Annotated in this window: 19 protein-coding genes; 12 read left to right on the forward strand and 7 right to left on the reverse strand. The window is 75.0% G+C overall.

What is annotated here, in order from left to right:
- Positions 1–22 precede the first annotated feature (22 nt).
- From ACI79L_RS09650 to ACI79L_RS09660, 3 genes are all read left to right on the forward strand, one after another.
- Positions 23–559, forward strand: coding sequence for a MarR family winged helix-turn-helix transcriptional regulator (locus ACI79L_RS09650; protein WP_456936578.1), 537 nt, complete (start codon positions 23–25; stop codon positions 557–559).
- On the forward strand, positions 556–2331 hold the full coding sequence (locus tag ACI79L_RS09655) for an MDR family MFS transporter (RefSeq protein ID WP_456936579.1): 1776 nt from the start codon (positions 556–558) through the stop codon (positions 2329–2331). The genes ACI79L_RS09650 and ACI79L_RS09655 overlap by 4 nt, the downstream gene beginning before the upstream one ends.
- Before the next feature lie 335 nt (positions 2332–2666).
- Positions 2667–4460, forward strand: a complete 1794-nt coding sequence (locus ACI79L_RS09660) for an acyl-CoA dehydrogenase (RefSeq protein WP_456936580.1) — start codon at positions 2667–2669, stop codon at positions 4458–4460.
- 67 nt (positions 4461–4527) lie between these two features.
- Here the strand turns inward: ACI79L_RS09660 and ACI79L_RS09665 are convergent, their stop codons facing one another.
- Entirely contained in the window at positions 4528–4704 is a 177-nt protein-coding gene (locus ACI79L_RS09665; RefSeq protein ID WP_456936581.1) for a hypothetical protein, read from the reverse strand.
- 200 nt (positions 4705–4904) lie between these two features.
- Here ACI79L_RS09665 and ACI79L_RS09670 point away from each other — a divergent pair, with 200 nt between their 5' ends.
- A complete protein-coding gene (locus tag ACI79L_RS09670; RefSeq protein WP_456936582.1) occupies positions 4905–6422 on the forward strand; it encodes an MFS transporter in 1518 nt (505 codons plus the stop codon).
- 98 nt (positions 6423–6520) lie between these two features.
- Positions 6521–7567 (forward strand): YihY/virulence factor BrkB family protein, encoded by a 1047-nt coding sequence (locus ACI79L_RS09675; RefSeq protein ID WP_456936583.1) that lies wholly within the window; start codon positions 6521–6523, stop codon positions 7565–7567.
- Positions 7568–7677: 110 nt separating this feature from the next.
- Here ACI79L_RS09675 and ACI79L_RS09680 read toward each other — a convergent pair whose 3' ends face one another.
- Positions 7678–8385, reverse strand: a complete 708-nt coding sequence (locus tag ACI79L_RS09680) for a hemerythrin domain-containing protein (protein ID WP_456936584.1) — start codon at positions 8383–8385, stop codon at positions 7678–7680.
- Positions 8386–8671: 286 nt separating this feature from the next.
- On the opposite strand from ACI79L_RS09680, the gene ACI79L_RS09685 reads away from it, so the two are divergent.
- On the forward strand, positions 8672–9853 hold the full coding sequence (locus tag ACI79L_RS09685) for an acyl-CoA dehydrogenase family protein (RefSeq protein ID WP_456936585.1): 1182 nt from the start codon (positions 8672–8674) through the stop codon (positions 9851–9853).
- Between the two features lie 16 nt (positions 9854–9869).
- Here the strand turns inward: ACI79L_RS09685 and ACI79L_RS09690 are convergent, their stop codons facing one another.
- A complete protein-coding gene (locus tag ACI79L_RS09690) occupies positions 9870–10769 on the reverse strand; it encodes an ABC transporter substrate-binding protein (RefSeq protein ID WP_456936586.1) in 900 nt (299 codons plus the stop codon).
- 125 nt (positions 10770–10894) lie between these two features.
- On the opposite strand from ACI79L_RS09690, the gene ACI79L_RS09695 reads away from it, so the two are divergent.
- From ACI79L_RS09695 to phaZ, 6 genes are all read left to right on the forward strand, one after another.
- The gene (locus ACI79L_RS09695; protein ID WP_456936587.1) at positions 10895–12673 is read left to right on the forward strand and encodes a phosphatase PAP2 family protein; all 1779 of its coding nucleotides are present in this window, start codon (positions 10895–10897) and stop codon (positions 12671–12673) included.
- Positions 12670–13293: a hypothetical protein gene (locus tag ACI79L_RS09700; protein ID WP_456936588.1), complete on the forward strand. Its 624-nt coding sequence runs from the start codon at positions 12670–12672 to the stop codon at positions 13291–13293. The genes ACI79L_RS09695 and ACI79L_RS09700 overlap by 4 nt, the downstream gene beginning before the upstream one ends.
- On the forward strand, positions 13290–14396 hold the full coding sequence (locus ACI79L_RS09705) for a lysylphosphatidylglycerol synthase transmembrane domain-containing protein (protein WP_456936589.1): 1107 nt from the start codon (positions 13290–13292) through the stop codon (positions 14394–14396). Before ACI79L_RS09700 ends, ACI79L_RS09705 begins: the two co-directional genes overlap by 4 nt.
- Positions 14393–15019 (forward strand): phosphatase PAP2 family protein, encoded by a 627-nt coding sequence (locus ACI79L_RS09710; protein ID WP_456936590.1) that lies wholly within the window; start codon positions 14393–14395, stop codon positions 15017–15019. The genes ACI79L_RS09705 and ACI79L_RS09710 overlap by 4 nt, the downstream gene beginning before the upstream one ends.
- A 73-nt stretch (positions 15020–15092) precedes the next feature.
- On the forward strand, positions 15093–16850 hold the full coding sequence (locus ACI79L_RS09715) for a PHA/PHB synthase family protein (RefSeq protein ID WP_456936591.1): 1758 nt from the start codon (positions 15093–15095) through the stop codon (positions 16848–16850).
- Positions 16834–17667, forward strand: coding sequence for a poly(3-hydroxyalkanoate) depolymerase (phaZ, locus tag ACI79L_RS09720; protein WP_456936592.1), 834 nt, complete (start codon positions 16834–16836; stop codon positions 17665–17667). Before ACI79L_RS09715 ends, phaZ begins: the two co-directional genes overlap by 17 nt.
- Here phaZ and ACI79L_RS09725 read toward each other — a convergent pair.
- From ACI79L_RS09725 to ACI79L_RS09740, 4 genes are read right to left on the reverse strand one after another with little or no spacing between them, the layout of a single operon-like run.
- On the reverse strand, positions 17664–19055 hold the full coding sequence (locus ACI79L_RS09725) for a neutral zinc metallopeptidase (protein ID WP_456936593.1): 1392 nt from the start codon (positions 19053–19055) through the stop codon (positions 17664–17666). The genes phaZ and ACI79L_RS09725 overlap by 4 nt on opposite strands.
- A 56-nt stretch (positions 19056–19111) precedes the next feature.
- The gene (locus ACI79L_RS09730) at positions 19112–21814 is read right to left on the reverse strand and encodes a putative bifunctional diguanylate cyclase/phosphodiesterase (RefSeq protein WP_456936594.1); all 2703 of its coding nucleotides are present in this window, start codon (positions 21812–21814) and stop codon (positions 19112–19114) included.
- 50 nt (positions 21815–21864) lie between these two features.
- Entirely contained in the window at positions 21865–22794 is a 930-nt protein-coding gene (locus ACI79L_RS09735) for a hypothetical protein (RefSeq protein WP_456936595.1), read from the reverse strand.
- Positions 22794–23045 carry a hypothetical protein gene (locus tag ACI79L_RS09740; protein WP_456936596.1) on the reverse strand — a complete coding sequence of 84 codons (252 nt, stop codon included), beginning with the start codon at positions 23043–23045 and terminating at the stop codon, positions 22794–22796. Before ACI79L_RS09740 ends, ACI79L_RS09735 begins: the two co-directional genes overlap by 1 nt.
- Between the last annotated feature and the right edge of the window lie 75 nt (positions 23046–23120).

Genomic DNA, 23120 nt, shown 5'->3' on the forward strand with positions numbered 1-23120 from the left:
CTCCCGTTTCCTGGAGTCCTCCATGTCCTCGTCCGCGTCCCGGGACGCCGGCCCTCCGGCCGCGCCGTCGCCGCAGCGCGCAGCGGAGGTCCGCCGGCTCTCCGAGCAGATGCCGCGCTTCATGCGGCTGGTGCACGCGTTCAAGAGCCTCCCGTCCGCCGCCGACGGCCGGGAGCGCGCGGCCCTGGTGCTGCTCTTCCCGCTGACCCGGCTCGGGCCGCTGCGGCAGAGTGCGCTGGCCGAACTGGTGCACGCCGACCCGTCGACGGTCAGCCGGCACGTGGCCTGGCTGGTCGAGCACGACCTGGTGCGGCGCGTGGCCGACGAGACCGACGGCCGCGCCACGCGCCTCGTCGTCACCGACGCCGGCCGGGCCGCCGTCGAGCGGCTGGCCGAGGAGCGCACCACCCAGCTCGCCGCGATGCTCACCGGCTGGTCCGACGCCGACCTCGCCACGCTCACCGGGCTCTTCGGGCGCCTGCTCGACGACCTGACGGCAGCGCTGCCGTCCGACCCCCGGTCCCCCTCTGCCCTCCCCGTCCCGAGAGAGAAGCCATGAGCCAGACCACCGCCCGCCCCACGGGTGGGCGCAGCGGCGCCCGCGCCGCGGCGGCCGCACCGGACTCCTCCGGCGCCTTCACGCACCGCCAGATCGTCACGATCATCGTCGGCCTGATGGTCGCGATGTTCCTCGCGGCCCTCGACCAGACCGTCGTCGCGACCGCCATCCGCACCATCGCCGACGACCTGCACGGCTACGACCTGCAGGCGTGGGCGACGACGGCGTTCCTCATCACCTCGACGATCGCCACGCCGCTGTACGGCAAGCTCTCCGACATCTACGGCCGCCGGCCGTTCTACCTGTTCGCCATCGCCGTCTTCGTCGTCGGCTCGATGCTCTGCGGCCTGGCCGACTCCATGTACGAGCTCGCCGCGTTCCGCGCGGTCCAGGGCATCGGCGCCGGTGGCCTGATGTCGCTCGCGCTGGCGATCATCGGCGACATCGTGCCGCCGCGGGAGCGCTCCCGGTACCAGGGCTACTTCATGGCCGTCTTCGGCACCTCGAGCGTCCTGGGCCCGGTCGTCGGCGGCTTCTTCGCCGGCCAGGACTCGCTGCTCGGCATCGACGGCTGGCGCTGGATCTTCTACGTCAACGTCCCGCTGGGCCTGCTCGCCTTCGCCGCCGTCTTCCGGGTGCTGCACCTGCCGCACGAGCGGCGCGAGCACCGCATCGACTGGCCGGGCGCGCTGGCGCTGGTCACCTTCCTGGTGCCGCTGCTGATCGTCGCCGAGCAGGGCCGCATCTGGGGCTGGGACTCGACCCGCTCGCTGGTCTGCTACGCCGTCGGTGCCGTCGGCTTCGTGCTGTTCCTCCTCGCCGAGCGCGCCTACCGCGACGAGGCGCTGCTGCCCCTGCGGCTGTTCCGCAACCGCAGCTTCACCGTCGTCGGCGTCGGCAGCGTGGTGATGGGCGCGGGCATGTTCGGCGGCCTGCTCCTGCTGCCGCAGTACCTGCAGATCGTCCACGGCTCCAGCGCCACGGTCGCCGGCCTGCAGATGATCCCGCTGGTCGCCGGCATCATGACCGGCGCGATGAGCTCGGGCATCGCGATCTCGAAGACCGGCAGGTACAAGGTCTTCCCGCTGGTCGGCATCGTCTTCATGACCGTCGCGCTGCTGTCGATGTCGTTCGTCGTCGACGCCGACACCTCGGTGTGGACGCTGGTGCCGTTCATGGTCCTGCTGGGTCTGGGGCTGGGCTTCAACTTCCAGCCGACGATCCTCGCCGTGCAGAACGCCGTCTCCCCGCGGGAGATGGGCGTGGCCACCTCGTCGGTCACGTTCTTCCGGCAGATGGGCGGCACGATCGGCACCGCGGTCTTCCTGTCGGTGCTGTTCAGCCGGCTGCCGGTGGACATCGAGTCGGCGCTGACGTCGTCGACCGACCCGCGGGTGCAGCAGGCGCTGCAGAGCGGTCAGCTGCAGGGCGGCGGCGACCTGTCGGACACCTCGTTCATCCAGACGCTGCCGTCGTTCCTCGCGGCGCCGTTCAAGACCGGGTTCTCGAACTCGATCGACCTGGTGTTCCTCATCGCCGCCTGCGTCGTGGCGGTCGGGTTCTTCGTGTTCCTGTTCCTGCCGCAGCTGGCGCTGAGCAACCAGTCCGGCATCCAGGCCCAGCAGGCCGCCCGCCAGACCGCCGGCGAGCCGACCGGGGACGACGCCGGCCGGCAGGTGGCCCAGGCCGCCGGTGCCGCGGCGCCGACGTCGACGGCTCCCCCGGTCGGGCGCCCCGGCGACGCCGAGCCCGCGGGCCGGCACGGCGCCTGAGGAAGGACCTCCCTCCCCCACCGCTCGCACGCTCGCGGCGGGCCCCTGAGGGAGGCCGTTCCAGCACGTTCAGAGGCCCCTCCCCGCACCGGGGAGGGGCCTCTCGTCGTGTGTCAGCCCGCTGTCCGGACAGCCCGTCCGGCTGATGATCATCGGACGCGTGCACGGTGCGGCGGCGTGTCATCCCGTGTCGCGTGCACGCAGCCGATGATCGACACGAGCGGGCCGGGCCGTGGCGGGCCGCGGCGCCCGCTGACCCGTCCCGCCCCCGGCCTATCGTGGGCCGGTCGGGCCGCGCGCCCGGCTCTCCCGCCGCCGTCGTCCGTGGAGGCCCCGTGTCCCCCAACCTCATCCTGTCGCCACGCGACCTGGACTTCCTGCTCCACGAGTGGCTCGAGGTCGAGACCCTCACCAAGCGGCCCCGGTTCGCCGAGCACTCGCGCGAGACGTTCGACGCGGTGATGGAGCTGGCGCAGCAGATCGCCACGGAGCACTTCGCGCCGCACAACCGGAAGGCCGACGAGAACGAGCCGCGGTTCGTCGACGGCCGGGTGGAGATGATCCCCGAGGTCGCGAAGGCCCTCGCGGTGTTCCGCGAGTCCGGGATCATGGCCGGCACCTTCGACGAGGAGTACGGCGGCATGCAGCTGCCGCAGACCGTCGGGCAGGCCGCGTTCGCCTGGTTCAAGGCGGCCAACGTCGGGACCTCGAGCTACCCGTTCCTGACCATGGGCAACGCCCGGCTGCTGCTCGCGCACGGCTCGCAGGAGCAGAAGGACCGCTTCGTCCGGCCGATGCTCGAGGGCCGCTGGTTCGGCACGATGGCGCTGTCCGAGCCGCAGGCCGGGTCCTCGCTGGCCGACATCACCACCCGCGCCGAGCCCCAGGACGACGGCAGCTACCGGCTCACCGGCAACAAGATGTGGATCTCGGCCGGCGACCACGAGCTGACCGAGAACATCGTCCACCTGGTGCTGGCCAAGATCCCCGGCGGCCCGGCGGGCGTGAAGGGCATCTCGCTGTTCATCGTGCCGAAGGTGCTCGTCGAGGAGGACGGGTCGCTCGGCGAGCGCAACGACGTCGTCCTGGCCGGCCTCAACCACAAGATGGGCTACCGCGGGACGACGAACACGCTGCTCAACTTCGGCGAGGGCGTGCACACCCCCGGCGGGCGGGCCGGCGCGGTCGGCTACCTCGTGGGCGAGCCGCACAAGGGGCTCTCCTACATGTTCCACATGATGAACGAGGCGCGGATCGGCGTCGGGATGGGCGCGACCGTCCTCGGCTACACCGGCTACCTGCACGCGCTGGAGTACGCCCGCACCCGCACCCAGGGCCGCTCCGCCAGCAGCAAGGACCCGTCGTCGCCGATGGTCCGGCTGGTCGACCACCCCGACGTCCGCCGGATGCTGCTGGCCGCCAAGAGCTACGCGCAGGGCGGCCTGGCGCTCGGCCTGTACTGCGCCCGCCTCGTCGACGAGGAGCGGACCGGCGAGACCGAGGACGACCGCAGCCGCGCCCACCTGCTGCTCGACACCCTGACGCCGATCGCCAAGGCGTGGCCCTCGCAGTGGGGGCCGGTCGCCGACGACCTGGCCATCCAGGTGCACGGCGGCTACGGCTACACCCGCGACTACCCGGTCGAGCAGTTCTACCGGGACAACCGGCTCAACCCGATCCACGAGGGCACCAACGGCATCCAGGCCCTGGACCTGCTCGGCCGCAAGGTCACCATGCACGGCGGCGCCGGGCTGCGGCTGCTGGCCGAGACGATCGCGGCGACGACGGCGCGGGCGGCCGGGACGCCGTTCGCCGACCTGGCCGCCGACGTCGACGCCGCGATCGCCCGGCTGGTCGCGGTGACCGGCACGCTGTGGGGCACCGGCGACCCGGCGCTGGCCCTGGCCAACGCCAGCGCCTACCTCGACGCGGCCGGGCACACCGTCGTCGGCTGGCTGTGGCTGGAGCAGGCGCTGGCCACGCGCGACGAGACCAGCGACTTCCACGAGGGCAAGCGCGCCGCGGCGCGGTACTTCCAGCACTGGGAGCTGCCCAGGGTGCACACCTGGCTGGACCTGCTGGAGTCCCTGGACCGGACGGTGCTCGACACCCCCGACGCCCACCTCTGAACGCACTCGCGCCCCGCGGCTCCGGGAGGAGCGGCGGGGCGCGGGTCGTCTCGGGGGCCGGCGGCTGCTACGCCGCCCGGGCCATCCCGACCGCCTCGACGGCGGCACCGGTCGGGGCGGTCTCGCGGCGGGCGGCCGCCCGCTGCTCGCGCTCGTACCGCGCCGTGGTCGACGTGCCCATCGCGATCACCAGGGCGGTCAGGACCAGGAACCCGACCAGGGTGACTGCAGGCCACAGAAGCATCTCGAACGTCCCCTTGCTCGTCTCGTGACGCCGGCCGGGCGGCGGGCCCGGCGGCTCGTCTCTGGGGACTGTGTCCCCAGCGAACCGCCCTCTCAATCGTCGCTGCGCAGTGTTCACCTGACAGGCTGTGACCGACTTCACCCGTCGGGGCCGTCGGAGGCCGGTGCGCCGCCGGGTCCGGCGCGTGGTGTCATCGAGTCGTGTCCGCAGGTGCCGAGGTCTTCCCCGCCGGCACCGGCACCCCGCCCGCCCGCACGCGGCCGGCGCTGCTGGTCCTGACCCTCTCACTCGGCGTCACGACCCTGTCCCTGCTGCAGAGCCTCGTGGTCCCGGTGCTCGGGCCGATCGGGGAGCAGCTCGGCGTCTCCCCGGCCGCGGCCGGCTGGGTGCTCACCGCCAACCTGCTGGCCGCCGCGGTCCTCACCCCGGTGCTCGGCCGGCTCGGGGACACCCGCGGCGAGCGGCCGGTGATCCTCGGCATCCTGGTCGCGGTCGCGCTCGGCACGCTGCTGGCGATCGTCACCCGGTCGCTGCCGCTGCTGCTGGTCGCGCGGGTCCTGCAGGGCTCCTCCTACGGGCTGTTCCCGCTGTCGATCAGCGTGCTGCGCCGCGAGCTCCCGCCGGAGCGCCTCAGCGTGGCGATGTCGGTCGTCAGCAGCACCCTCGGCGTCGGCGGCGTCGTCGGCCTGGTCGCCGCGGGCCTGCTCACCGGCGACGGCGGGGACTACCACCGGCCGTTCTGGATCGGGCTGGGCGTGACCCTGCTGTCCCTGGCGCTCGCCGCGGTCCTGCTCCCCCGCCGTACCGCGACGGCGAGCGGGCGGGTCGACTGGCTCGGCGCCGTCGTCCTCGGCGTCGGCCTGGTGCTGCTGCTCCTGCCGGTGTCGCAGGGCAACACCTGGGGGTGGACCTCCCCGCTGACGCTCGGCTGCGCGGCCGGTGCGCTGGCCGTCCTCACCGGCTGGGTGCTGCTGCAGCGCCGCCGCGCCCAGCCGCTGGTGCGCCCCGCGCTGCTCACCGACCCGCGGATGCTCGTGCCCAACATCGCCGGCTTCACCACCGGCATCGGGCTGTTCGTGTCCTTCCTCGCCGTCATGCAGTACGTCCAGACGCCGCCCGGGGTGGCCGGCTACGGGTTCGGCGCGCCGGTGCTCGAGGCCGCCGTCGTCTACCTGCTGCCCGGCGGCGTGGTCGGCATCCTGCTGGCGCCGCTGGCCGGCAAGGTCGTCGACCGCATCGGCGCGCTGCCCACCCTGCTCACCGGCGCGGTCGCCGGCGTCGCCGGGTTCGTGGTGTTTGCGCTGGGCCGCTCCGAGCCGGCGCTGGTGGTCGTCGCGGGGCTGCTGTCGCAGGCCTGGGTGACCGTGGCCTACGCGGCGCTGCCGACCCTCGTGGTGCAGGCGGTGCGGCGCAGCGAGACCGGCGTCGCCAACGCGGTCAACTCGATCGCCCGCGCGGTGGGCCAGGCGGTGGGCAGCACGCTCACCGTGGCGCTGCTCGGCGCCACCCTCGACCCGGCCACCGGCCTGCCGCGGGCGTCCGGGTTCACCGCGGTGGCCCTGCTCGGCGCGGGTGCCGCGGCCGCGGTGGCGCTGGTGAGCGTGGCCGGGATGGTGCAGGCGCGACGCAGCGGGCCGGCGGGCCCCGACGACCTCCACGACGTCGAGCGGGCCACCGCCGGCGCCGGCGAGTGGTCCCCGGTCTCCGGCATCCGCTGACGCCCCGCGACGCGCCGGGATGATCACCGTACGCATGGAAGCGCCCCGTCCGGGGAAACCACGGTCCGATCGACCCGCCCCAGACCCGGAGGACGACCATGGCCCGCCCGCACGGCTCCCGCGCCGCGAGCACCGACACGGCGAAGCCGACGCGCTTCTCCGGCAACACCTCCGGTGACCCCGCGCCGCACGACGACAAGGTCAACTCCACCCGCTTCGACAACGCGCCGCGCGGCGCGGACACCACGCCGACCTTCTTCGGCACGGTCAAGCGGACCGTCAAGGAGTTCCAGGAGGACAACCTCACCGACTGGGCGGCGTCGCTGACCTACTACGGCGTCCTCGCGCTCTTCCCGGCGCTGATCGCGCTGACGTCGATCGTCGGCCTGCTGACGACCCCCCAGCAGCTCACCGACGCGCTGACCACCGTCGTCCCCGCCAGCGCCGCGAGCACGATGGGCCCGGTCATCGAGCAGGTCGCCGGCAACCAGAGCACCGCCGGCATCGGGCTCGTCATCGGTCTCGCCCTCGCGATCTGGTCGGCGTCGGGCTACGTGGGCGCCTTCACCCGCGCGTCCAACGTCGTCTACGAGACGCCCGAGGGCCGCAAGATCTGGAAGCTCAAGCCGCTGCAGCTGCTGATCACCCTGATCGGCATCCTGTTCGCCGCCGTCATCGTGGCGATGCTGGTCCTCAGCGGCCCGGTCGTCGAGGCCGTCGGCTCGGCCATCGGTCTGGGCGACACCGCGCTCACCGTGTGGAACGTCGTCAAGTGGCCCGTGATCCTGGTGGTCCTGGCCCTGATGATCGCCGTCCTCTACTACTCCACGCCGAACGTCAAGCTGCGCGGCTTCCGGTTCATCAGCCCCGGTGCCGGCGTGGCCATCCTGGTCGCGGTCCTGGCCTCGGCCGCCTTCGCCTTCTACGTGGCCAACTTCGGCAGCTACAACAAGACCTACGGCGCGCTGGCCGGCGTCATCGTCTTCCTGATCTGGTTCTGGCTGATCAACCTGGCCCTGCTGTTCGGCATCGAGTTCGACGCCGAGAAGGAGCGGACGACCGAGCTCAAGGAGGGCGTCCCGGGGGCGGACAAGGAGATCCAGCTCGACGCCCGCGCCGAGCCCAAGCCCCGCCACACCCACTGAGGAAGGACCTCCCTGCCCCCCGCCACTCGCTCCGCTCGCGGCGGGCCCCTGCAGGGAGGCCGAACACAGGGGCCCCCTCCCGATCCCGGGAGGGGGCCCTCGTCGTGTGCTCAGCGGGCGGTGGGCGGGCCGTCGCCGCGGCGGGCCGGCGGGGTGCGCTCGACGACGGCGGCCACCGCGGCCAGCCCCCGGCTGACCGCCCGACCGGCCGGGGCCAGCGGGGCGGGCGCCCGCCGGACGAGGGTGTCGACGACGTCGCGGCTGCGGTCCAGCAGCGACAGCGGCAGGCCCGAGAGCGCGTTGCCCGGCGGGCGGCGGGACACCGTGGGGTGCGCGCGGGTGGGCGAGATCCGGCGCATCAGCTCCCACCGGCGGCCCAGCCGGCGCAGCTCGGCGGGGTCGAGCCGCTCCTGCAGCCGGGGGAACAGCAGGTCCTCCTCGTCGCGGACGTCCTCGCGCAGCACCTCGACCAGCCGGGCCAGCCGGGCGGGCCGCTCCGCGTGGTCGGGGCCGCCCTCCTCCAGCGCCGCGACCAGCTCGTTGACCTCCTGGTGCTCGGTCTCGATCCGCCGGGTCAGCGCGTCGCCGTCGGGCAGCACCCGGCGGATCACCGGCCAGAGCACGGTCTCCTCGGCGAACGCGTGGCTGAACACCAGCCGGTCGATGCGCGTCAGCACCTCCTCCTGCGCGCGGCCGGTGGTGCCGTCGAGCTCGTGCAGCAGCCGGTCGAGCTCGACGTGGTCCTCCCGCTGGCGGACCAGGACGCTGCCGGGACCTCCCAGCTCGTCGTCGGTCTGGTCGGCGATGGAACGGGGCACGGGGCCCTCCTCGGAACGGGTGCGGTCGGATCCGCCCGTCCCTGCCCCGATGGCCCCGCCCCCATGCCGCCGCCGGCCGGGCGCGACCTCACCCGCGGTGCCCGCCCCGTCCCCGCGGGGTGGGGTCGGGCACCGGACGGTGGGGTCGGTGACCGGGGACGACGTCGGCGGCCGACCGGCGCCCCGGGTCATCGACACGCACCGCCGGCGCGGGTTGCCGCCCGGGGGCGGGGGTAGGCCGGACCCACGGGACAGCGGGGTCCCGGCACCCGGAGGAGGCAGTGCCATGGCCGACCGGCCCACCGTCACGTCGGACTTCTACGAGCTCGAGGCCCTCCTCGACGAGGAGGACCGGGCGACGCTGATGCGCGTCCGGGCGTTCATGGACGAGCAGGTCGAGCCGGTGATCAACCAGTACTGGACCCGGGCGCAGTTCCCCCGGGAGCTCATCCCGGGCCTGGCCGAGCTCGGCATCGCGGGGGCGCAGTACTCCGGGTACGGCTCGCCCGGCCGCTCGTCGCTGTTCGACGGCATGGTCTCGATGGAGCTCGGCCGCGGGGACCCGTCGGTGGCCACCTTCATGGGCGTCCACGGCGGGCTGGCGATGGGCACCCTGCACCTGTGCGCCTCCGAGGAGCAGAAGGAGCGCTGGCTGCCGGGGATGGCGCGGATGGAGACCATCGGCGCCTTCGGCCTGACCGAGCCCGAGCACGGCTCCGACGTCGCCCGCGGCATCCAGACCACCGCCCGCCGCGACGGCGACGAGTGGGTCCTCGACGGGCAGAAGAAGTGGATCGGCAACGGGAGCTTCGCCGACCTGGTCGTCATCTGGGCGCGCGACGTCGAGACCGACCGGGTGCTGGGCTTCGTCGTCGAGACGCCGACGCCGGGCTTCAGCGCCGTCGACCTCGAGGACAAGATCGCGCTGCGGGCGGTGCAGAACGCGCACATCACCCTCGACGGCGTCCGCGTGCCGGAGGAGAACCGGCTGCAGAACGCGAACTCCTTCCGCGACACCGCGAACGTCCTGCGGGCGACCCGGGTGAGCGTGGCGTGGTCGGCGGTGGGGTGCTCGCGCGGCGCGTACGAGCACGCGCTGCGCTACGCGCTGGGCCGCGAGCAGTTCGGCCGGCCGATCACCTCGTTCCAGCTGGTGCAGGACCTGCTGTTCCGGATGCTCGGCAACATCACCGCGTCGGCGGCGCTGTGCGCGCGGGCGTCCCAGCTGCAGGACTGCGGGATGCTGCGCGACGAGCACGCCTCGATGGCCAAGGGCTACAGCACCATGCGCATGCGGGAGACCGTCGGCTGGGCGCGGGAGCTCATGGGCGGCAACGGGATCCTGCTGGAGAACCACGTCGGCCGGTTCGTGGCCGACGCCGAGGCGATCTACTCCTACGAGGGCACCCGGGAGGTCAACAGCCTCATCGTCGGCCGCGCGATCACCGGCACCAGCGCCATCACCTGAGCGGCAGGCCCCCTGGTCAGCGCCCGTCCCACCAGCGGGCCGCGGCCTCGGCGGGGGTGAGCCCGTCGACGGCGACGGAGCGGTTGAGCCGGATCAGGTCGATCGTCGTCAGCTGGGCGCTGACCGCGTCCAGCGCGGCGCCCAGCCGCTCGCCGCCCTCGGCGGCCACCTCGGTCCGCACGAGCGGCACCACGTTCTCCCGCGGCTGCAGCGCCAGGTCGTCGCGCAGCAGGTGCAGCGAGGCGTCGGTCAGCCGGGCGTCGGTCGTCTCCAGCATCCCGACGTCGACCTGCCCGGTGAGCAGCGCCTCCACCGTGGCCGCCCGCGACGGCATGCTGCGCACCTCGGCGAACTCGATGCCGTACACCTCGCGCAGCCCGGGCAGGCAGAACCGCCGCTCGCTGCACTCGGGCGGGCCGCCGAACACCAGCTCCGGGGCGATCGCGGCGAGGTCGCTGAGCGTCGTCACGTCCCGCCGGGCGGCGAGGTCGGTGAGCACGACGAACCCGTTCTGGTCCTCGGCCTCGGCCGGGGCCAGGACGGTCAGCCCGCGCGGCGCCAGGGCGGCGGCCAGCCACTCCCGCAGGACGGCGGGGTCGTGGGACGCCGTCCCCGCGCCGGCCTCCAGGAACTCCGACGCGGTGCCCAGGTAGTCGACGACGAGGTCGACGACGCCCTGCTCGAGCGCCGGGAAGACCACCTCGCGGGTGCCGATGCCGTGCTGCACCGCCACCTCGAAGCCGGCCCGCCGGACCGCCTCGGCGTACACCTCGGCGAGCGTCTGGTTCTCCGGGAAGTCGTAGGACGCCACCCGGACGACGCCCTCGGCGGGCGGGCCGGCGTCCGCGGCCGGGGAGCCGCAGGCGCCCAGCACGGCGGCGGCGAGGAGCAGCGCGGCGAGCGGTCGACGACGCATCGCGGACCCTCCCGGGACAGGAGGCGACGCCCCGCGGGCGGACTGGCGCGGGGACGGCCACGCTAGCCCTGCTCGGGACCAAGGTCGATGGTCCCGCGAGCGCAACCGGTGCAGCATCGGGCGGCATGGCGGCCACGGCGCGACCCCCGGCGCCCCGGGCACCAGGCCGCGCTCCGGCGCCGCAGGCACCGGCGACGGCGCCGGCGGCGCAGCACCCCGCGGGAGGACAGGTCCGGCGACCGGACCTCCCGCCGATCCAGCACGTCCACCGCAGGCGCCGCCCCTCCGGCGAGCCCCCGCCGCTGCCGCGGCACCTCAACGCCTCGGGCAAGTGGTGGCTGGCGCTCAGCGGCGTCGTCGTCGTCACCTGGGGCGTCGTGCTCCTCACCGGCAGCTCGGCGTTCTTCGACCTGGTCGACACCCGGGTGCTGCAGGCGATCGCCGCGATCCGCTCCCCCGGCCTCACCGACGTCGCCGAGGTGGCGGGCGTCCTCGGCACCAGCCGGGCGATCCACCTGCTGTGGCTGGCCAACCTCGTCGTGCTGGCGGTCTTCCGCCGCTGGCGGCACCTGTTCGTGTGGATCGGGGTCGGCCTGCTGGTGGTGAACACCGCCGCGACCCTGGCCGCCACCCTGCAGCGCCCCCGGCCCTACGAGGTGGAGATCCTCGGCAGCTGGTCGGGCTTCTCGATGCCGTCGGTGCCGATGACCGTGCTGGCCACCTTCCTCGTCAGCACCCTCTACTCCCTGGTGCCCGCGGGCCGCCTCCGGGACATCGGCAAGTGGGTGGTGTGGGGCCTGCTGCTGGTCACCGCGGCCTCCCGGCTCTACCTGGCCCAGGACCACCCCACCGACGTCCTCGCCGGGGTGGTCCTCGGCGTCGCCGCCCCGCTGGCCGCCTTCCGGCTGCTGACGCCCAACGAGGTGTACCCGGTCCGCTACCGGCGCGGCAGCCCGGCGCACCTCGACGTCACCGGCGCCCGCGGGGAGGCCATCATCCGCGCGCTGCAGGACCAGCTCGGGCTGGTCGCCACCTCGGTGAAGCCGTTCGGCCTGGCGGGGTCGGGCGGGTCCACGCCGCTGAAGATCACCGTCAAGGCCACCGACGCCGCCGAGCAGGAGGAGAGCTGCGTCTTCGGCAAGCTCTACGCCGCCACGCACGTGCGGTCCGACCGCTGGTTCAAGCTGGGGCGCACGCTGCTCTACGGGCGGCTCGAGGACGAGAAGCCGTACCACAGCGTGCGGCGGCTGGTGCAGTACGAGGACTACGTGCTGCGGCTGCTCTCCGACGCCGGCCTGCCGGTGCCGCACCCGCTGGGGATCGTGGAGATCACCCCGGAGCGGGAGTACCTCCTGGTCGCCGAGTTCCTCCAGGGCGCGCGGGAGATCGGCGACCCCGAGGTCGTGGTGGACGACGCGGTGATCGACCAGGGGCTGGCCGTGGTGCGGCGGATGTGGGAGATCGGCATGGCCCACCGCGACATCAAGCCGGCCAACGTGATGGTGCGCGACGGCACGCTGTTCCTCATCGACTCGGCGTTCGCCGAGGTGCGCCCCAGCCCGTGGCGGCAGGCGGTGGACCTGGCCAACATGCTGCTGGTCCTCGCGCTGCGCACCGACGCCCGGACCGTCTACGAGCGGGCGCGCCTGCAGTTCTCCGACGAGGAGCTGGCCGAGGCCTTCGCCGCCACCCGCGGGCTCACCATGCCCTCGCAGCTGCGCCGGATGCTGCGCGCGCAGGGCCGCGACCTGCACCGGGACTTCCTCGAGCTGCTGCCCTACCGGCTCCCGCCGGTGCGCATCCAGCGGTGGACCTGGCGCCGGGCCGGGCTGTGCGTGGTCACCGCGCTCGCCCTCGTCCTCACCCTCGCCGTCGCCGTCGACCTGCTCGGGTCCCCGCTGTGAGCGCCGCCCGGCGCCCGGCCGCCGCAGCGGTGCTGGCGGCCGCCCTGCTGACCGCGGGCTGCGCGCCGGGCACCCCGACCGTCAGCGGCGAGCTGCCCGCCTGCCGCACCGGCGACGACGACCGGGCGGCCCACGGCGTCGTGCTCATGGCCCAGGCGGTGCCGACGGCGACCTGGGTGCCGTGCGTGGAGAGCGTCCCGGTGGGCTGGACCTTCGCCGGCCTCGACGCCCACTCCGGCTCGGCGCGGTTCTGGCTGAACTCCGACCGCGACGGCTACCACGCCATCGAGGTGCGGCTGACCGCCGGCTGCGACACCGAAGGCGCCACCGAGATCCCCAGCGAGCGGGACGGGCTCCAGCGCTTCGAGCGGGTCGTCCGGGTGACCCCGGAGTACCTGGGCCGCCGCTACTACGTCTTCCCCGGCGGCTGCCTGACCGTCGTGTTCACGCTCTCCGGCGACAACCGCGGGGAGCCCCTGGCGCTCGCCACGCAGAGCCTGGGCGTCGTGAGCCGCGAGGTGCTCGCCGGCGAGGTGCACGAGGAGAGCGGCGGCCGGCTGCAGCTCGACCCGCCGTCCGCCGACGCCGCCGGCCCCGAGGACGAGGGGGACCCGCCATGACCGCCGTGACCCCGCAGGCGCCCCCCGCACGGCCGTCCCGGCGCAAGCCCCTGTGGCGCCGGGTGCTCGCCCCGCTGTTCTCGCTCGCACTGGTCGCCGCCGTCTTCCTGTGGTTCCTGCCGCGCTTCGCCGACATGACGCAGGTCTGGGACGCGGTGGTCGACCTGTCGTGGGGGTCGCTGCTGCTGCTCCTGGCCGCGGCCGCCTGGAACCTGGCCACCTACCAGTTCGTGATGGTCGTGACCATGCCCGGCCTGCGGCTGCGGGAGGCGACGGTCTCGACCCTCACCACCACCGCGGTGTCGAACACCGTCATCGGCGGGGCGGCGATCTCCCTGGGGCTGACCTACGCGATGAACTCCTCGTGGGGGTTCTCGCGGTCCCGGACGTCGGTGTCGCTGCTGCTGTCGGGGCTGTGGAACAACTTCGCCAAGCTCGCCCTGCCGGTGGTCGCCCTCGTGCTGATGGCCTTCACCTCGTCCACTCCCGGTCCCGGCCGGGTGGCCGCCGGGATCGCCGGGGTGGCCGGGCTGGTCGCGGCCGTGGTCGTGCTCGGCCTGCTGCTGCACAGCCGGGAGGGCGCCGCCCGGATCGGCCGGGGCAGCGGGCGGGTCGCCTCCGCGCTGATCCGGCCGTTCGGCCGCCCGCCCGTGCAGGGCTGGGACAAGGCGACGACGAAGTTCCGCGACCGGACCGCGCTGCTGCTGCGCGCCCGCTGGCACTGGCTCACCCTCGCCACCGTGGTCAGCCACCTGTCCCTGTTCCTCGTGCTGCTCATCGCGCTGCGCGCGGTGGGCGTGTCCGCCGAGCAGGTCAGCGTCGTCGAGGCGCTCATGGTGTTCGCCTTCGCCCGCCTGCTCACCGCGATCCCGTTCACCCCGGGCGGGCTCGGCGTCGTCGAGCTGGCCCTGATCACCGGCATGTCGGCCTACGGCGGGGACCGGTCGCTGGTGGCCGCGGCCGTGCTCGTCTTCCGGGGCCTCACCTACCTGCTGCCCATCCCCCTCGGCATCGGCACCTACCTGTTCTGGCGGCACAACCGCTCGTGGCGGCGCGAGCCCAACTCCGCACCGCGCACGGAGCTGGTGCCGGAGACGGCGTGACCGGGCGGACGGCGACCCGCCCGCGCCCGCCGGTCGCCCGGGGCGGTCGCGAGGTGGTCCTGGCCGCCGTCGGCGGGGCGCTGCTCGTGCTGGCCGCGCTGCCGGTCGAGCGGACGTCGGTGCCCGCGCCCGAGGCGGCGGTGTTCCGGGCGGTCAACGGGGTCGACGTGGTGCCGTTCGTGCTGGTCTGGCCGGTCATGCAGCTGGGGAACTTCCTCGTCGTGCCGGCGGCCGCCGTGGTCGCGGCCGCGCTGCGGCGGTGGCGGCTCGCGCTGGGGCTGCTGCTGGCCGGCGTCGGGACCTACCTGGCGGCGAAGGGGATCAAGGACGTCGTCGTGCGCGGCCGGCCCGACGGGCTGCTCGACGAGGTCGTGATCCGGGGGGCGGCCGCGCGGGGCCGCGGGTTCCTGTCCGGGCACGCGGCCGTCGTGGTCGCCGTGCTCACCGTGGCCTGGCCGTGGCTGGGCCGCCGCGGGCGGATCGCCGGGGTGGTGCTGGCGGCGCTGGTCTGCCTGGCGCGGGTGTGGACCGCGGCGCACCTGCCGCTGGACGTCGTCGGCGGCGTCGGGCTGGGCCTGTTCGTCGGGGCGGTGGCGCTGCTGGTGGTCGGCCGTCCGCGGTGAGGTCTGCCGCCGGACGCGTCCTGTGGTTGAGTGACTGAGGTCACAGGAGGCCTCAAGACCCGAGGAGCCCGGGATGACCACCACCGCCCCGCGCCCGTCCGCCCCGCCCCGTCCGCGTCCCGCCGCGGCCCCCGACGGGGGCCAGCCCTCCTCCCCGGAGGCGTCCGAGGCGGTCACCGGCCTGGACATGGTGCTGGTCGACGGCGCCCGCGGGCCGCTGCGGCGGATGGTCCCGCCGGCCCGCACGGTCGCCCGGTTCGGCGCGTCCCTGGCGCGCCGGCCCGAGACCGTCGTCCGGACCGGCGGGGACCTGGTCCGCGAGCTGGGCCGGATCGCGGTGGGCCGCTCGGACGTCGCCCCCTCCCCGAAGGACCGCCGCTTCGCCGACCCCGCCTGGACCGGCAACCCGTTCCTCCGGCGGACCATGCAGGCGCACATCGCCGCCGCGCAGGCCGCCGCGCGCCTGGTGGAGGACGCCGACCTCGACTGGCAGGACGACGAGCGGATCCGGTTCACGATGACCAACGTCGTCGACGCGCTGGCGCCGTCCAACGTGCCGTTCCTCAACCCGCTGGCGCTCAAGGCGGTCATCGACACCGGCGGCCGCAACGCGGTCAGCGGGCTGCGCCGGATGGTCTCGGACCTGGTGTCCCCGCCGCGGGTGCCCTCGATGGTCGAGCCCGACGCCTTCACCGTGGGCGAGGACCTCGCGGTCACCCCGGGCGCCGTCGTCCTGCGGACCGACGTGTTCGAGCTGATCCAGTACCGGCCGACGACGGAGACCGTCCGCGCCGTCCCGCTGCTGATGGTGCCGCCGACGATCAACAAGTACTACATCACCGACCTCGCGCCCGGCCGCAGCATCGTGGAGCACTACGTGGCCGCCGGCCAGCAGGTCTTCATGATCAGCTGGCGCAACCCCGACGAGCGGCACGCCGACTGGGGGCTGGACACGTACGGCCAGGCCGTCCTGGACGCGATGGACGCCGCGCAGCGCGTCACCGGCAGCGAGCGGGTGGCCCTCCAGGCGTTCTGCTCCGGCGGGATCATCACCGCGATGGTGCTGGCCCACCTCGCCGCCACCGGCCGGCTGGACCGGGTGGCCGCCGCCAGCTTCGCCGTCACCGTCCTCGACTGGGCGCGGGCCGGCACGGTGTCGGCGCTGATGGACCCCGAGGCGGTGCGGGAGGCGACGGAGAAGTCCCGGCGGAAGGGCTACCTCGACGGCGCGATGCTCGCCGAGGTGTTCGCCTGGCTGCGTCCCAACGACCTGGTGTGGAACTACTGGGTCAACAACTACCTGCAGGGCAAGCCGCCGGCCGCCTTCGACATCCTCTTCTGGAACGCCGACACCACCCGGATGAGCGCGGCGCTGCACCGGGACTTCATCGAGGTCGCGGTCGGCAACTCCCTCACCCGGCCGGGCGCGGCCACGATGCTCGGCACGCCGGTGGACCTGTCCGCCGTCGACGTCGACGCCTACGTGACCGCCGGGATCGCCGACCACCTCTGCCCCTGGCAGGCCTGCTACCGCACCACCCAGCTGCTCGGCGGGGAGAGCCGGTTCGTGCTGTCCACCAACGGCCACATCGCCTCGCTGGTCAACCCGCCGGGCAACCCGAAGTCGACGTTCCAGGCGGCGCCGGACACCCCGGCCGACCCGGAGGAGTGGCTGTCCCGGGCGACGAAGGAGAAGGGCTCCTGGTGGCCGGACTTCATGGCCTGGCTGGGCGAGCGGTCGGGGGACGAGGTGCCCGCGCCGGAGTCGCTCGGGAGTGCGGAACTGCCGGTCCTGGGGGACGCTCCTGGGACCTATGTCCTCGAGAAGTGAGTCCGTCCGCACGCTGACCGTGCTCGGCCGCACCCTGCGGGTGGCCGAGCGGCCCGGCGACGGCACGACGCCGCCGCTGCTGCTCATGAACGGCATCGGCGCGAGCCTGGAGGTGCTGCAGCCCTTCGTCGACGCGCTCGACCCGCGGCGCACCGTCGTCCGGTTCGACGTCCCGGGCGTGGGCGGGTCCCCGCGGCCGGTCGTCCCCTACGTGCTGGGCACGCTGACCCCGGTGGTGGCCGGGGTGCTGCGCCGGCTGGGCCACGACGGGCCGGTCGACGTCCTGGGCCTGTCCTGGGGCGGCGGCCTGGCGCAGCACTTCGCCGTCCAGCACCGCCGCCGCTGCCGCCGGCTGGTGCTCGCGGCCACCGGCACCGGCGCGCTGATGGTGCCCGGCTCGCCGCGGGTGCTCTCGCACATGCTCACGCCGCGGCGGCACCGCGACGCCGAGTACGCCCGGCGGATCGCGCCGGTCATCTACGGCGGCTCGGTGCGCACCGACCCCGAGCGGGCCGCGCGGGCGCTGCACGCGCACGAGCGCACGGGGCCGGGGCGCGGCTACTACTACCAGCTGGCCGCGAGCTCGGGCTGGAGCAGCCTGCCGTTCCTCTCGCTGGTCCGGCAGCCGACGCTGGTGGTGGCCGGCGACGACGACCCGATCGTCCCGCTGGTCAACGCCCGGATCATGGCCCGGCTCATCCCCGACGCCCGGCTGCACGTGTACCGCGGCGGCCACCTGGCGCTGGTCACCGAGGCCGACGAGCTGGCGCCGGTGGTCGAGGACTTCCTCGACGCCGACCGGGAGGACGCGGCCTAGAGCCCGCAGGCGTCGCCGCCGTCGGCGAAGCCCTGCCGGAAGGAGTCGACCAGCTCGAAGCCGGACAGGTCCGGCTCCGGGACGACGGTCGGCTCGGTGGCGTACTGCAGCAGCACCACCGCGGCCTCGTCGACGTCCCCGGGCGAGAGGGCCACCGGCGCGCCGTCGAGCGCGCCGAGGTACGCCTCGCGGGCCAGCCAGCCGGTGGCGCACACCGCGCTGGTCACCGCCTCGGGGTCGTCCACCGACAGCCCGCGCTGCTCGCGGACCGCCATCGCGTAGGGCAGGCCGAGCAGCGTCGTCACGGCGAAGTCGCCGACGTCGTCGAAGGCCGGCTCGAGCAGGTCGGCCGCGTCGTAGCGGACCGACCCGTCCTCGGGGCAGAACTGCAGGTCCAGCTCGGCGCCCTCGCCGGTGCACACCGCGCCCGGGCCGTCGGCGGCCCGGACCTCGGGCGCGGCGAACGGGCCGCCGAGCGGGTCGGTGCCCGGGAAGCCGCGGGTCAGGGCCTGCTGCCAGAAGCCGGCCAGCACGTCGTCGGCGCCGTCGACCACGGCGCGGTAGGACCGGTCGTGCCCGCCCGCGCGCGGGGAGACCTCCTGCTGGGTGTACAGCCGGGACTCGTCGAAGGCGGCGCAGGCCTCCGGGCCGTCGGCGTAGCCCTCCTGGAAGGCCGACAGCTGGTCGAACAGCGACCCGTGCGCGTCCTCGGCGTCGGGCGAGGTGCCGACGGCGTCGCCGAAGTACAGGTAGCCGAGCAGGTAGGGGTCGAGCTCCTTGGGCCGCACCGCGAAGTGCTCGGACCGGCCGGTGACCACCCACTTCGTCCACGCGCCGGCGAAGCACTCGGCCTGGGTCTCGGCGACGATCGAGGGGTCGTCCAGCCCGGCCTGCGCCTGGACGGCGTGACTGATCTCGTGCGCCATGATCTCGGCGACGATGAAGGGGCCGTAGTCCCCGACCAGGTCGGCCAGCCAGGCCCGGTCGTACACGACGGCGTCGTCGTCGCCGCAGTAGAAGGCGTTGTCGGCGAGGTCGTCGACGTCGTCGGGGAAGCAGGCGCCGTCGGGCAGGGCGGCGGGGTCGGTCTCGGCCGGGTCGACCGACCAGAAGCCGCCCTCGATCGCCCCGAACCGCCCGCCGAACACCTCCGGGTAGGTCCGCTCCCACCAGGCGAGGACGTCGGCCACCGCGTTGCGCGCCAACCGGTCGGCCGGATCGCCCTCCTCGGCCAGGTGCACCTGCACCTCGACGTCGGTGGCGTCGGTGGTCGCCGTCCCCGTCGGGGACGCCGTGCCGGGGACGACGGCGGTGCACCCGGCCGCCAGCACCCCCGCCACCAGCAGCACGCCGGCGGCCGGGCGGCGCGGACGGGCGGCGGCAGGCATCGTGACAGCGAGGCTCCCCGGCGGCGACCCCGCGGTCAACGGGGCCGCGCGCCCGGTCAGGAGGCCGGCACCGCCCGCGGCGCGCCGTCGCCGCGCGGGGCGGGCACGCCGACCGGCGCCGACCGGAGCAGCGCCCCGGCGGCCTCCGGCGGCAGCGGGCGGTGGATGAGGTAGCCCTGCGCGAGGTCGCAGTCCTGCTCGCGCAGCCGCTCGAGCTGCCCCGGCTCCTCCACGCCCTCGGCCACGACGTCGAGGCCGAAGGTGTGCGCGGCCCGGATGACCAGCGCCACGAGCTCCCGCTGCCCCGGGTCGGGCGAGGTGACGAAACTCCGGTCGATCTTGAGCGTGTCGACCGGCATGTGCCGGAGCTGCCCGATGGAGGTGTAGCCGGTGCCGAAGTCGTCGATGGCGATGGCCACGCCCATCTCCCGCAGCTGCGCGAGGTGGGTCATGGCGACCGGGTCGTCGACCAGGACGGTCTCGGTGACCTCGAGGACCAGCAGGTGCGCCGGCAGCCCCGAGGCGGCCAGGGCGTCGGTGACGTCGGTGACCACCCGCGGGTCGGTGAGGTGCCGCCCCGAGACGTTGACCGCGACCGTCGGCTCCGGCGCGCCCGGCACCGGCGGCACCTCGGCCCGCCAGGCGGCCAGCTGCCGGGTGGCCTCGTGCAGCACCCACCGGTCCAGCTCGCAGACCAGACCGGAGCTCTCCGCGACCGGCACGAACTCGTCCGGCGGGACGAACGCGCCGTCGCGCTGCCAGCGCACCAGCGCCTCGAAGCCGTGCAGCCGCTGCCCGTCGACGTCGACCACCGGCTGGTAGTGCAGCCGCATGTCGCCGTTCGCCAGCGCAGCGGTGATCGCCGCCTCGGTCTCGGCGCGGACGGCGAGCTGCCGCCGCAGCGCCTCGTCGAAGACCTCCGCCCGGCCGCGGCCCCGCTGCTTGGCGCGGTAGGCGGCGGTGTCGGCCTCGGCGAACAGGACGTCGGCGTCGGCGCCGCCGTCCCGGCTGACCGCGATGCCCACGCTGGCGCCGACCCGCACCGGGACGCCGCCCACCGCGATCGGCTCGCTCACGCCCGCGATCAGCCGCTCGGCGAGGTCCTGCAGGTCGCGCTCGGCCCCGACCGGCTCGACCAGGACGACGAACTCGTCCCCGCCGAGGCGGCAGACGACGTCGCCGGCGCGGACCAGCGCGCGCATCCGGGCGGCGACCTCGCGCAGCACCGTGTCGCCGGCGGCGTGGCCGTGGGCGTCGTTGACCGCCTTGAAGCCGTCGAGGTCGACGAACAGCAGGCCGGTCATCTCGCCGGAGCGGCGGGCGCGGTGCAGCGCCGAGGTGACCAGGGTCAGCGCCTGGGCCCGGTTGGGCAGCTCGGTGAGCGGGTCGTGGGTGGCGCGGTGGGCGAGGGCGAACTGCAGCTCCTCCCGCTGGCGCACCGACGAGACGATCTGCTGGATCGAGGCGTGCACGACCTCGCCGAGCGGGCCGGGCAGGGGCCGGTCGAGCAGCGCGTCGTCGAGGTCGCCGCGGGCCACGGCCCGGGCCTGGTCCTGGATGCGGCGCAGCCCGGCGACGGCGTCCCCGAGGGCGGCGGACACGGTGCGGACCTCGCGCGGGCCGGCGACCTCGACCTCCACGAGCTCGCCCTCGCTGATCCGGGTGGCCTGGCCGGCCAGCACGCCCAGCTCGCGCGACACGGTGCGGCCGGTCCACACCGCACCCACCAGGGACAGCAGCAGCAGCCCGACCCCGACCTGCAGCGTGGTGCGCAGGTCGGCGGCGGCCTCCTCGCGGTCGGCCGCGGCCAGCTCCAGCACCGTGCCGACCGCGGTGTCGACCAGCCCGGCGAGCCGGGCGTCGCGGTCCCCGCTGCTGAACAGCAGCTCGGCCATGCCGGTGACGTCGGCCGCGTAGGCGGCGTGCGGGGTGTCGGAGGGGGTGAGCAGCCGGTCGAGGCCGGTGACGAGGTCGGAGTCGCGGACCTCCTCCCACGCCCGCCGCAGCGAGCCCTGGGACAGCTCGTCCATCTGCCGCTTGGCGTCGGTGTAGGACAGCCAGCCGGTCTCCCACGCCAGGCGGGAGCCGATGAGCGCGGTGTCGGCCGCGAACAGCGAGCCGAGGTAGAGCGGCATCTGCCGGCTGGCGTCCTGCGCGAGCCGGGCGACGGTCTGGACGTCCTGGACCGCGCGCACGGTGGCCGCCGGCACCCCCTCGGAGACGGCGGCCGAGGCGGCGGCGCGCTCGGCGGTCATGATCTCGTTGGAGAGGTCGAGGTAGCCCAGGTAGACCTGCTCGAGGCGCACGCCGCCGCTGTCGGTGCGGGCCCGCCACCAGGCCAGGGCCTCGGCCGCCCGGCCGGCGACCCCCGACCCCAGGGAGCCCGCGGGCACCGCGGCCAGCGCCCGGTCGGTGACCGCGCGGCGCTCGGTGAGGGCCTGCTCGGCGGTGCCGCGCATCCCGGTCAGCAGCCACGGCTGCACGCCGAGCTGCGCGGCCGCCGCCGGGTCGTCGATGACCGTCAGCGCCAGCGCCGGCAGGACCTCCTGCTCGGCGGCCGTCCGCAGCGCGTCGAGCTGGGCGAACGCCCGGATCCCGTCCTCCGCGCGGGTCGCGCTGGCCACCTCGGCCGAGCGCGCGCCGGCGATGAGCGCGGTGAGCACGCCGACCCCGACGAGCGGGACGGTCACCAGCGCCGTGAGGTGGCACCACAGCGGGACCCCGCGGCGGCGGGAGCGGGTCGTCGTCGACTCGGCCATGCCCGGGAGGTCGGCACGGTTCCGGACGGACTCGACCCGCTACCCGCCGGTCACCCCCCGAGCGGGTGGGTGCGGATCGCGGTGACCAGGGAGCAGCCGTCGGGCCCGAACGGGTCGACGACGAAGCCGAACTGCACGAGCACGTCGGCGAGCAGCGCGTTCATGGTCCGCTGCACGACCGTGTCCAGCGCGGCGCCGCGGACCTGCTGCAGGCTCATCCGGTCGTGCTGGCGCCAGCTCACCAGGACCCCGCCGTGGGTGGTCTCCGGGGTCAGGCACACGCCGCCGGCCGCGGCGGTCCCCGGGTCGGTGGCCGAGCAGTCGTGCAGCGACAGGCCGGTCTCGACCAGCGCGGCGGCGACCTCCACGACCAGCGTGGTCAGCGCGTCCTCGTCGGTGAGCAGCTCGTCCCAGTCCTCGGACAGCCTGTCGAGCTGGGTGCCGAGCTCGGTCAGCCACGCCCGGTCCTGCGGCGAGGGCCGCCGGGCGACGGTGCCGTCCTCGCGGAGCACGCCGTGCACGGTGCGGACCGCGCCGTCGAGCTCGCAGGCCACGGCCGCCCAGTCGGCCTCCACCCGGTCGTCGAAGGGCCCGGCGAGCGCGACGGGCCGCTCCCCGGTCCCGTCGGCCAGCCACCACGCCGTCGGCGCGCCGGCTGAGCCGCTGCGCCGCCCGGCGGGGTGGGTCGCCAGCCCCACGGCGGTGCGGGCCGGGGTGACCGTGGCGACGGCGCCGGCCGCGGCGGCCTCGCCGCCGCCGGTCGGCAGGGCCGGCACGGGGGTCTTCAGCAGGACGGGGACGGTGTCGTCGGCGCCCGCCGCGGCCGCCGCGGGCGGGTCGGCGGGCGGCTGCCGCCGGCCCGCGGCGTTGCGCTCGAACTCGTAGCGGGCCGTCGAGCTGCGGCCGAGCGCGACGACCAGCCCGGCCATCGCGAGGAACCCGAGGACGGCGACGGCCGGCCAGACCAGGACGGCGGTCATCACCAGGCGCACCAGGACCGCTGCGGGCCGGCGCCCCAGTCGGCCGCCCGTCGCACCCAGCCGCGCACGACCGCCACCGGGTCCACCGGCACGTGGTCGGCGGGGTCGCCGGGGAGGGGCGGGTCGAGGGTGGTCAGGGTGTCGGACTCGAGACCGAGCAGGCCGAGCAGGTCGGCGATGCCGAGCCCGTCCCCGGGCGGGACCGGGGACGAGGAGGTCCGGCGGGGTGCCGGCAGGGTGGGCGCGCTCACGGTGTTCCTCCAGGACGTCGTCCCGGCCGGGGAAGTGCCGGGGACACCGAGAGCATCGGGCCCGCGCGCCCCGCG

The sequence above is a fragment of the Geodermatophilus sp. SYSU D00684 genome, assembly GCF_054050455.1.

What these genes read in the sequence shown, in the direction of transcription:
- ACI79L_RS09650 (WP_456936578.1), top strand. Translation starts at nt 23, where the DNA reads ATGTCCTCGTCCGCGTCCCGGGACGCCGGCCCTCCGGCCGCGCCGTCG.
- ACI79L_RS09655 (WP_456936579.1), top strand. Translation starts at nt 556, where the DNA reads ATGAGCCAGACCACCGCCCGCCCCACGGGTGGGCGCAGCGGCGCCCGC.
- ACI79L_RS09665 (WP_456936581.1), bottom strand. Translation starts at nt 4,704, where the DNA reads ATGCTTCTGTGGCCTGCAGTCACCCTGGTCGGGTTCCTGGTCCTGACC.
- ACI79L_RS09675 (WP_456936583.1), top strand. Translation starts at nt 6,521, where the DNA reads ATGGCCCGCCCGCACGGCTCCCGCGCCGCGAGCACCGACACGGCGAAG.
- ACI79L_RS09685 (WP_456936585.1), top strand. Translation starts at nt 8,672, where the DNA reads ATGGCCGACCGGCCCACCGTCACGTCGGACTTCTACGAGCTCGAGGCC.
- ACI79L_RS09690 (WP_456936586.1), bottom strand. Translation starts at nt 10,769, where the DNA reads ATGCGTCGTCGACCGCTCGCCGCGCTGCTCCTCGCCGCCGCCGTGCTG.
- ACI79L_RS09695 (WP_456936587.1), top strand. Translation starts at nt 10,895, where the DNA reads ATGGCGGCCACGGCGCGACCCCCGGCGCCCCGGGCACCAGGCCGCGCT.
- ACI79L_RS09705 (WP_456936589.1), top strand. Translation starts at nt 13,290, where the DNA reads ATGACCGCCGTGACCCCGCAGGCGCCCCCCGCACGGCCGTCCCGGCGC.
- ACI79L_RS09715 (WP_456936591.1), top strand. Translation starts at nt 15,093, where the DNA reads ATGACCACCACCGCCCCGCGCCCGTCCGCCCCGCCCCGTCCGCGTCCC.
- phaZ (WP_456936592.1), top strand. Translation starts at nt 16,834, where the DNA reads ATGTCCTCGAGAAGTGAGTCCGTCCGCACGCTGACCGTGCTCGGCCGC.
- ACI79L_RS09725 (WP_456936593.1), bottom strand. Translation starts at nt 19,055, where the DNA reads ATGCCTGCCGCCGCCCGTCCGCGCCGCCCGGCCGCCGGCGTGCTGCTG.
- ACI79L_RS09730 (WP_456936594.1), bottom strand. Translation starts at nt 21,814, where the DNA reads ATGGCCGAGTCGACGACGACCCGCTCCCGCCGCCGCGGGGTCCCGCTG.
- ACI79L_RS09735 (WP_456936595.1), bottom strand. Translation starts at nt 22,794, where the DNA reads ATGACCGCCGTCCTGGTCTGGCCGGCCGTCGCCGTCCTCGGGTTCCTC.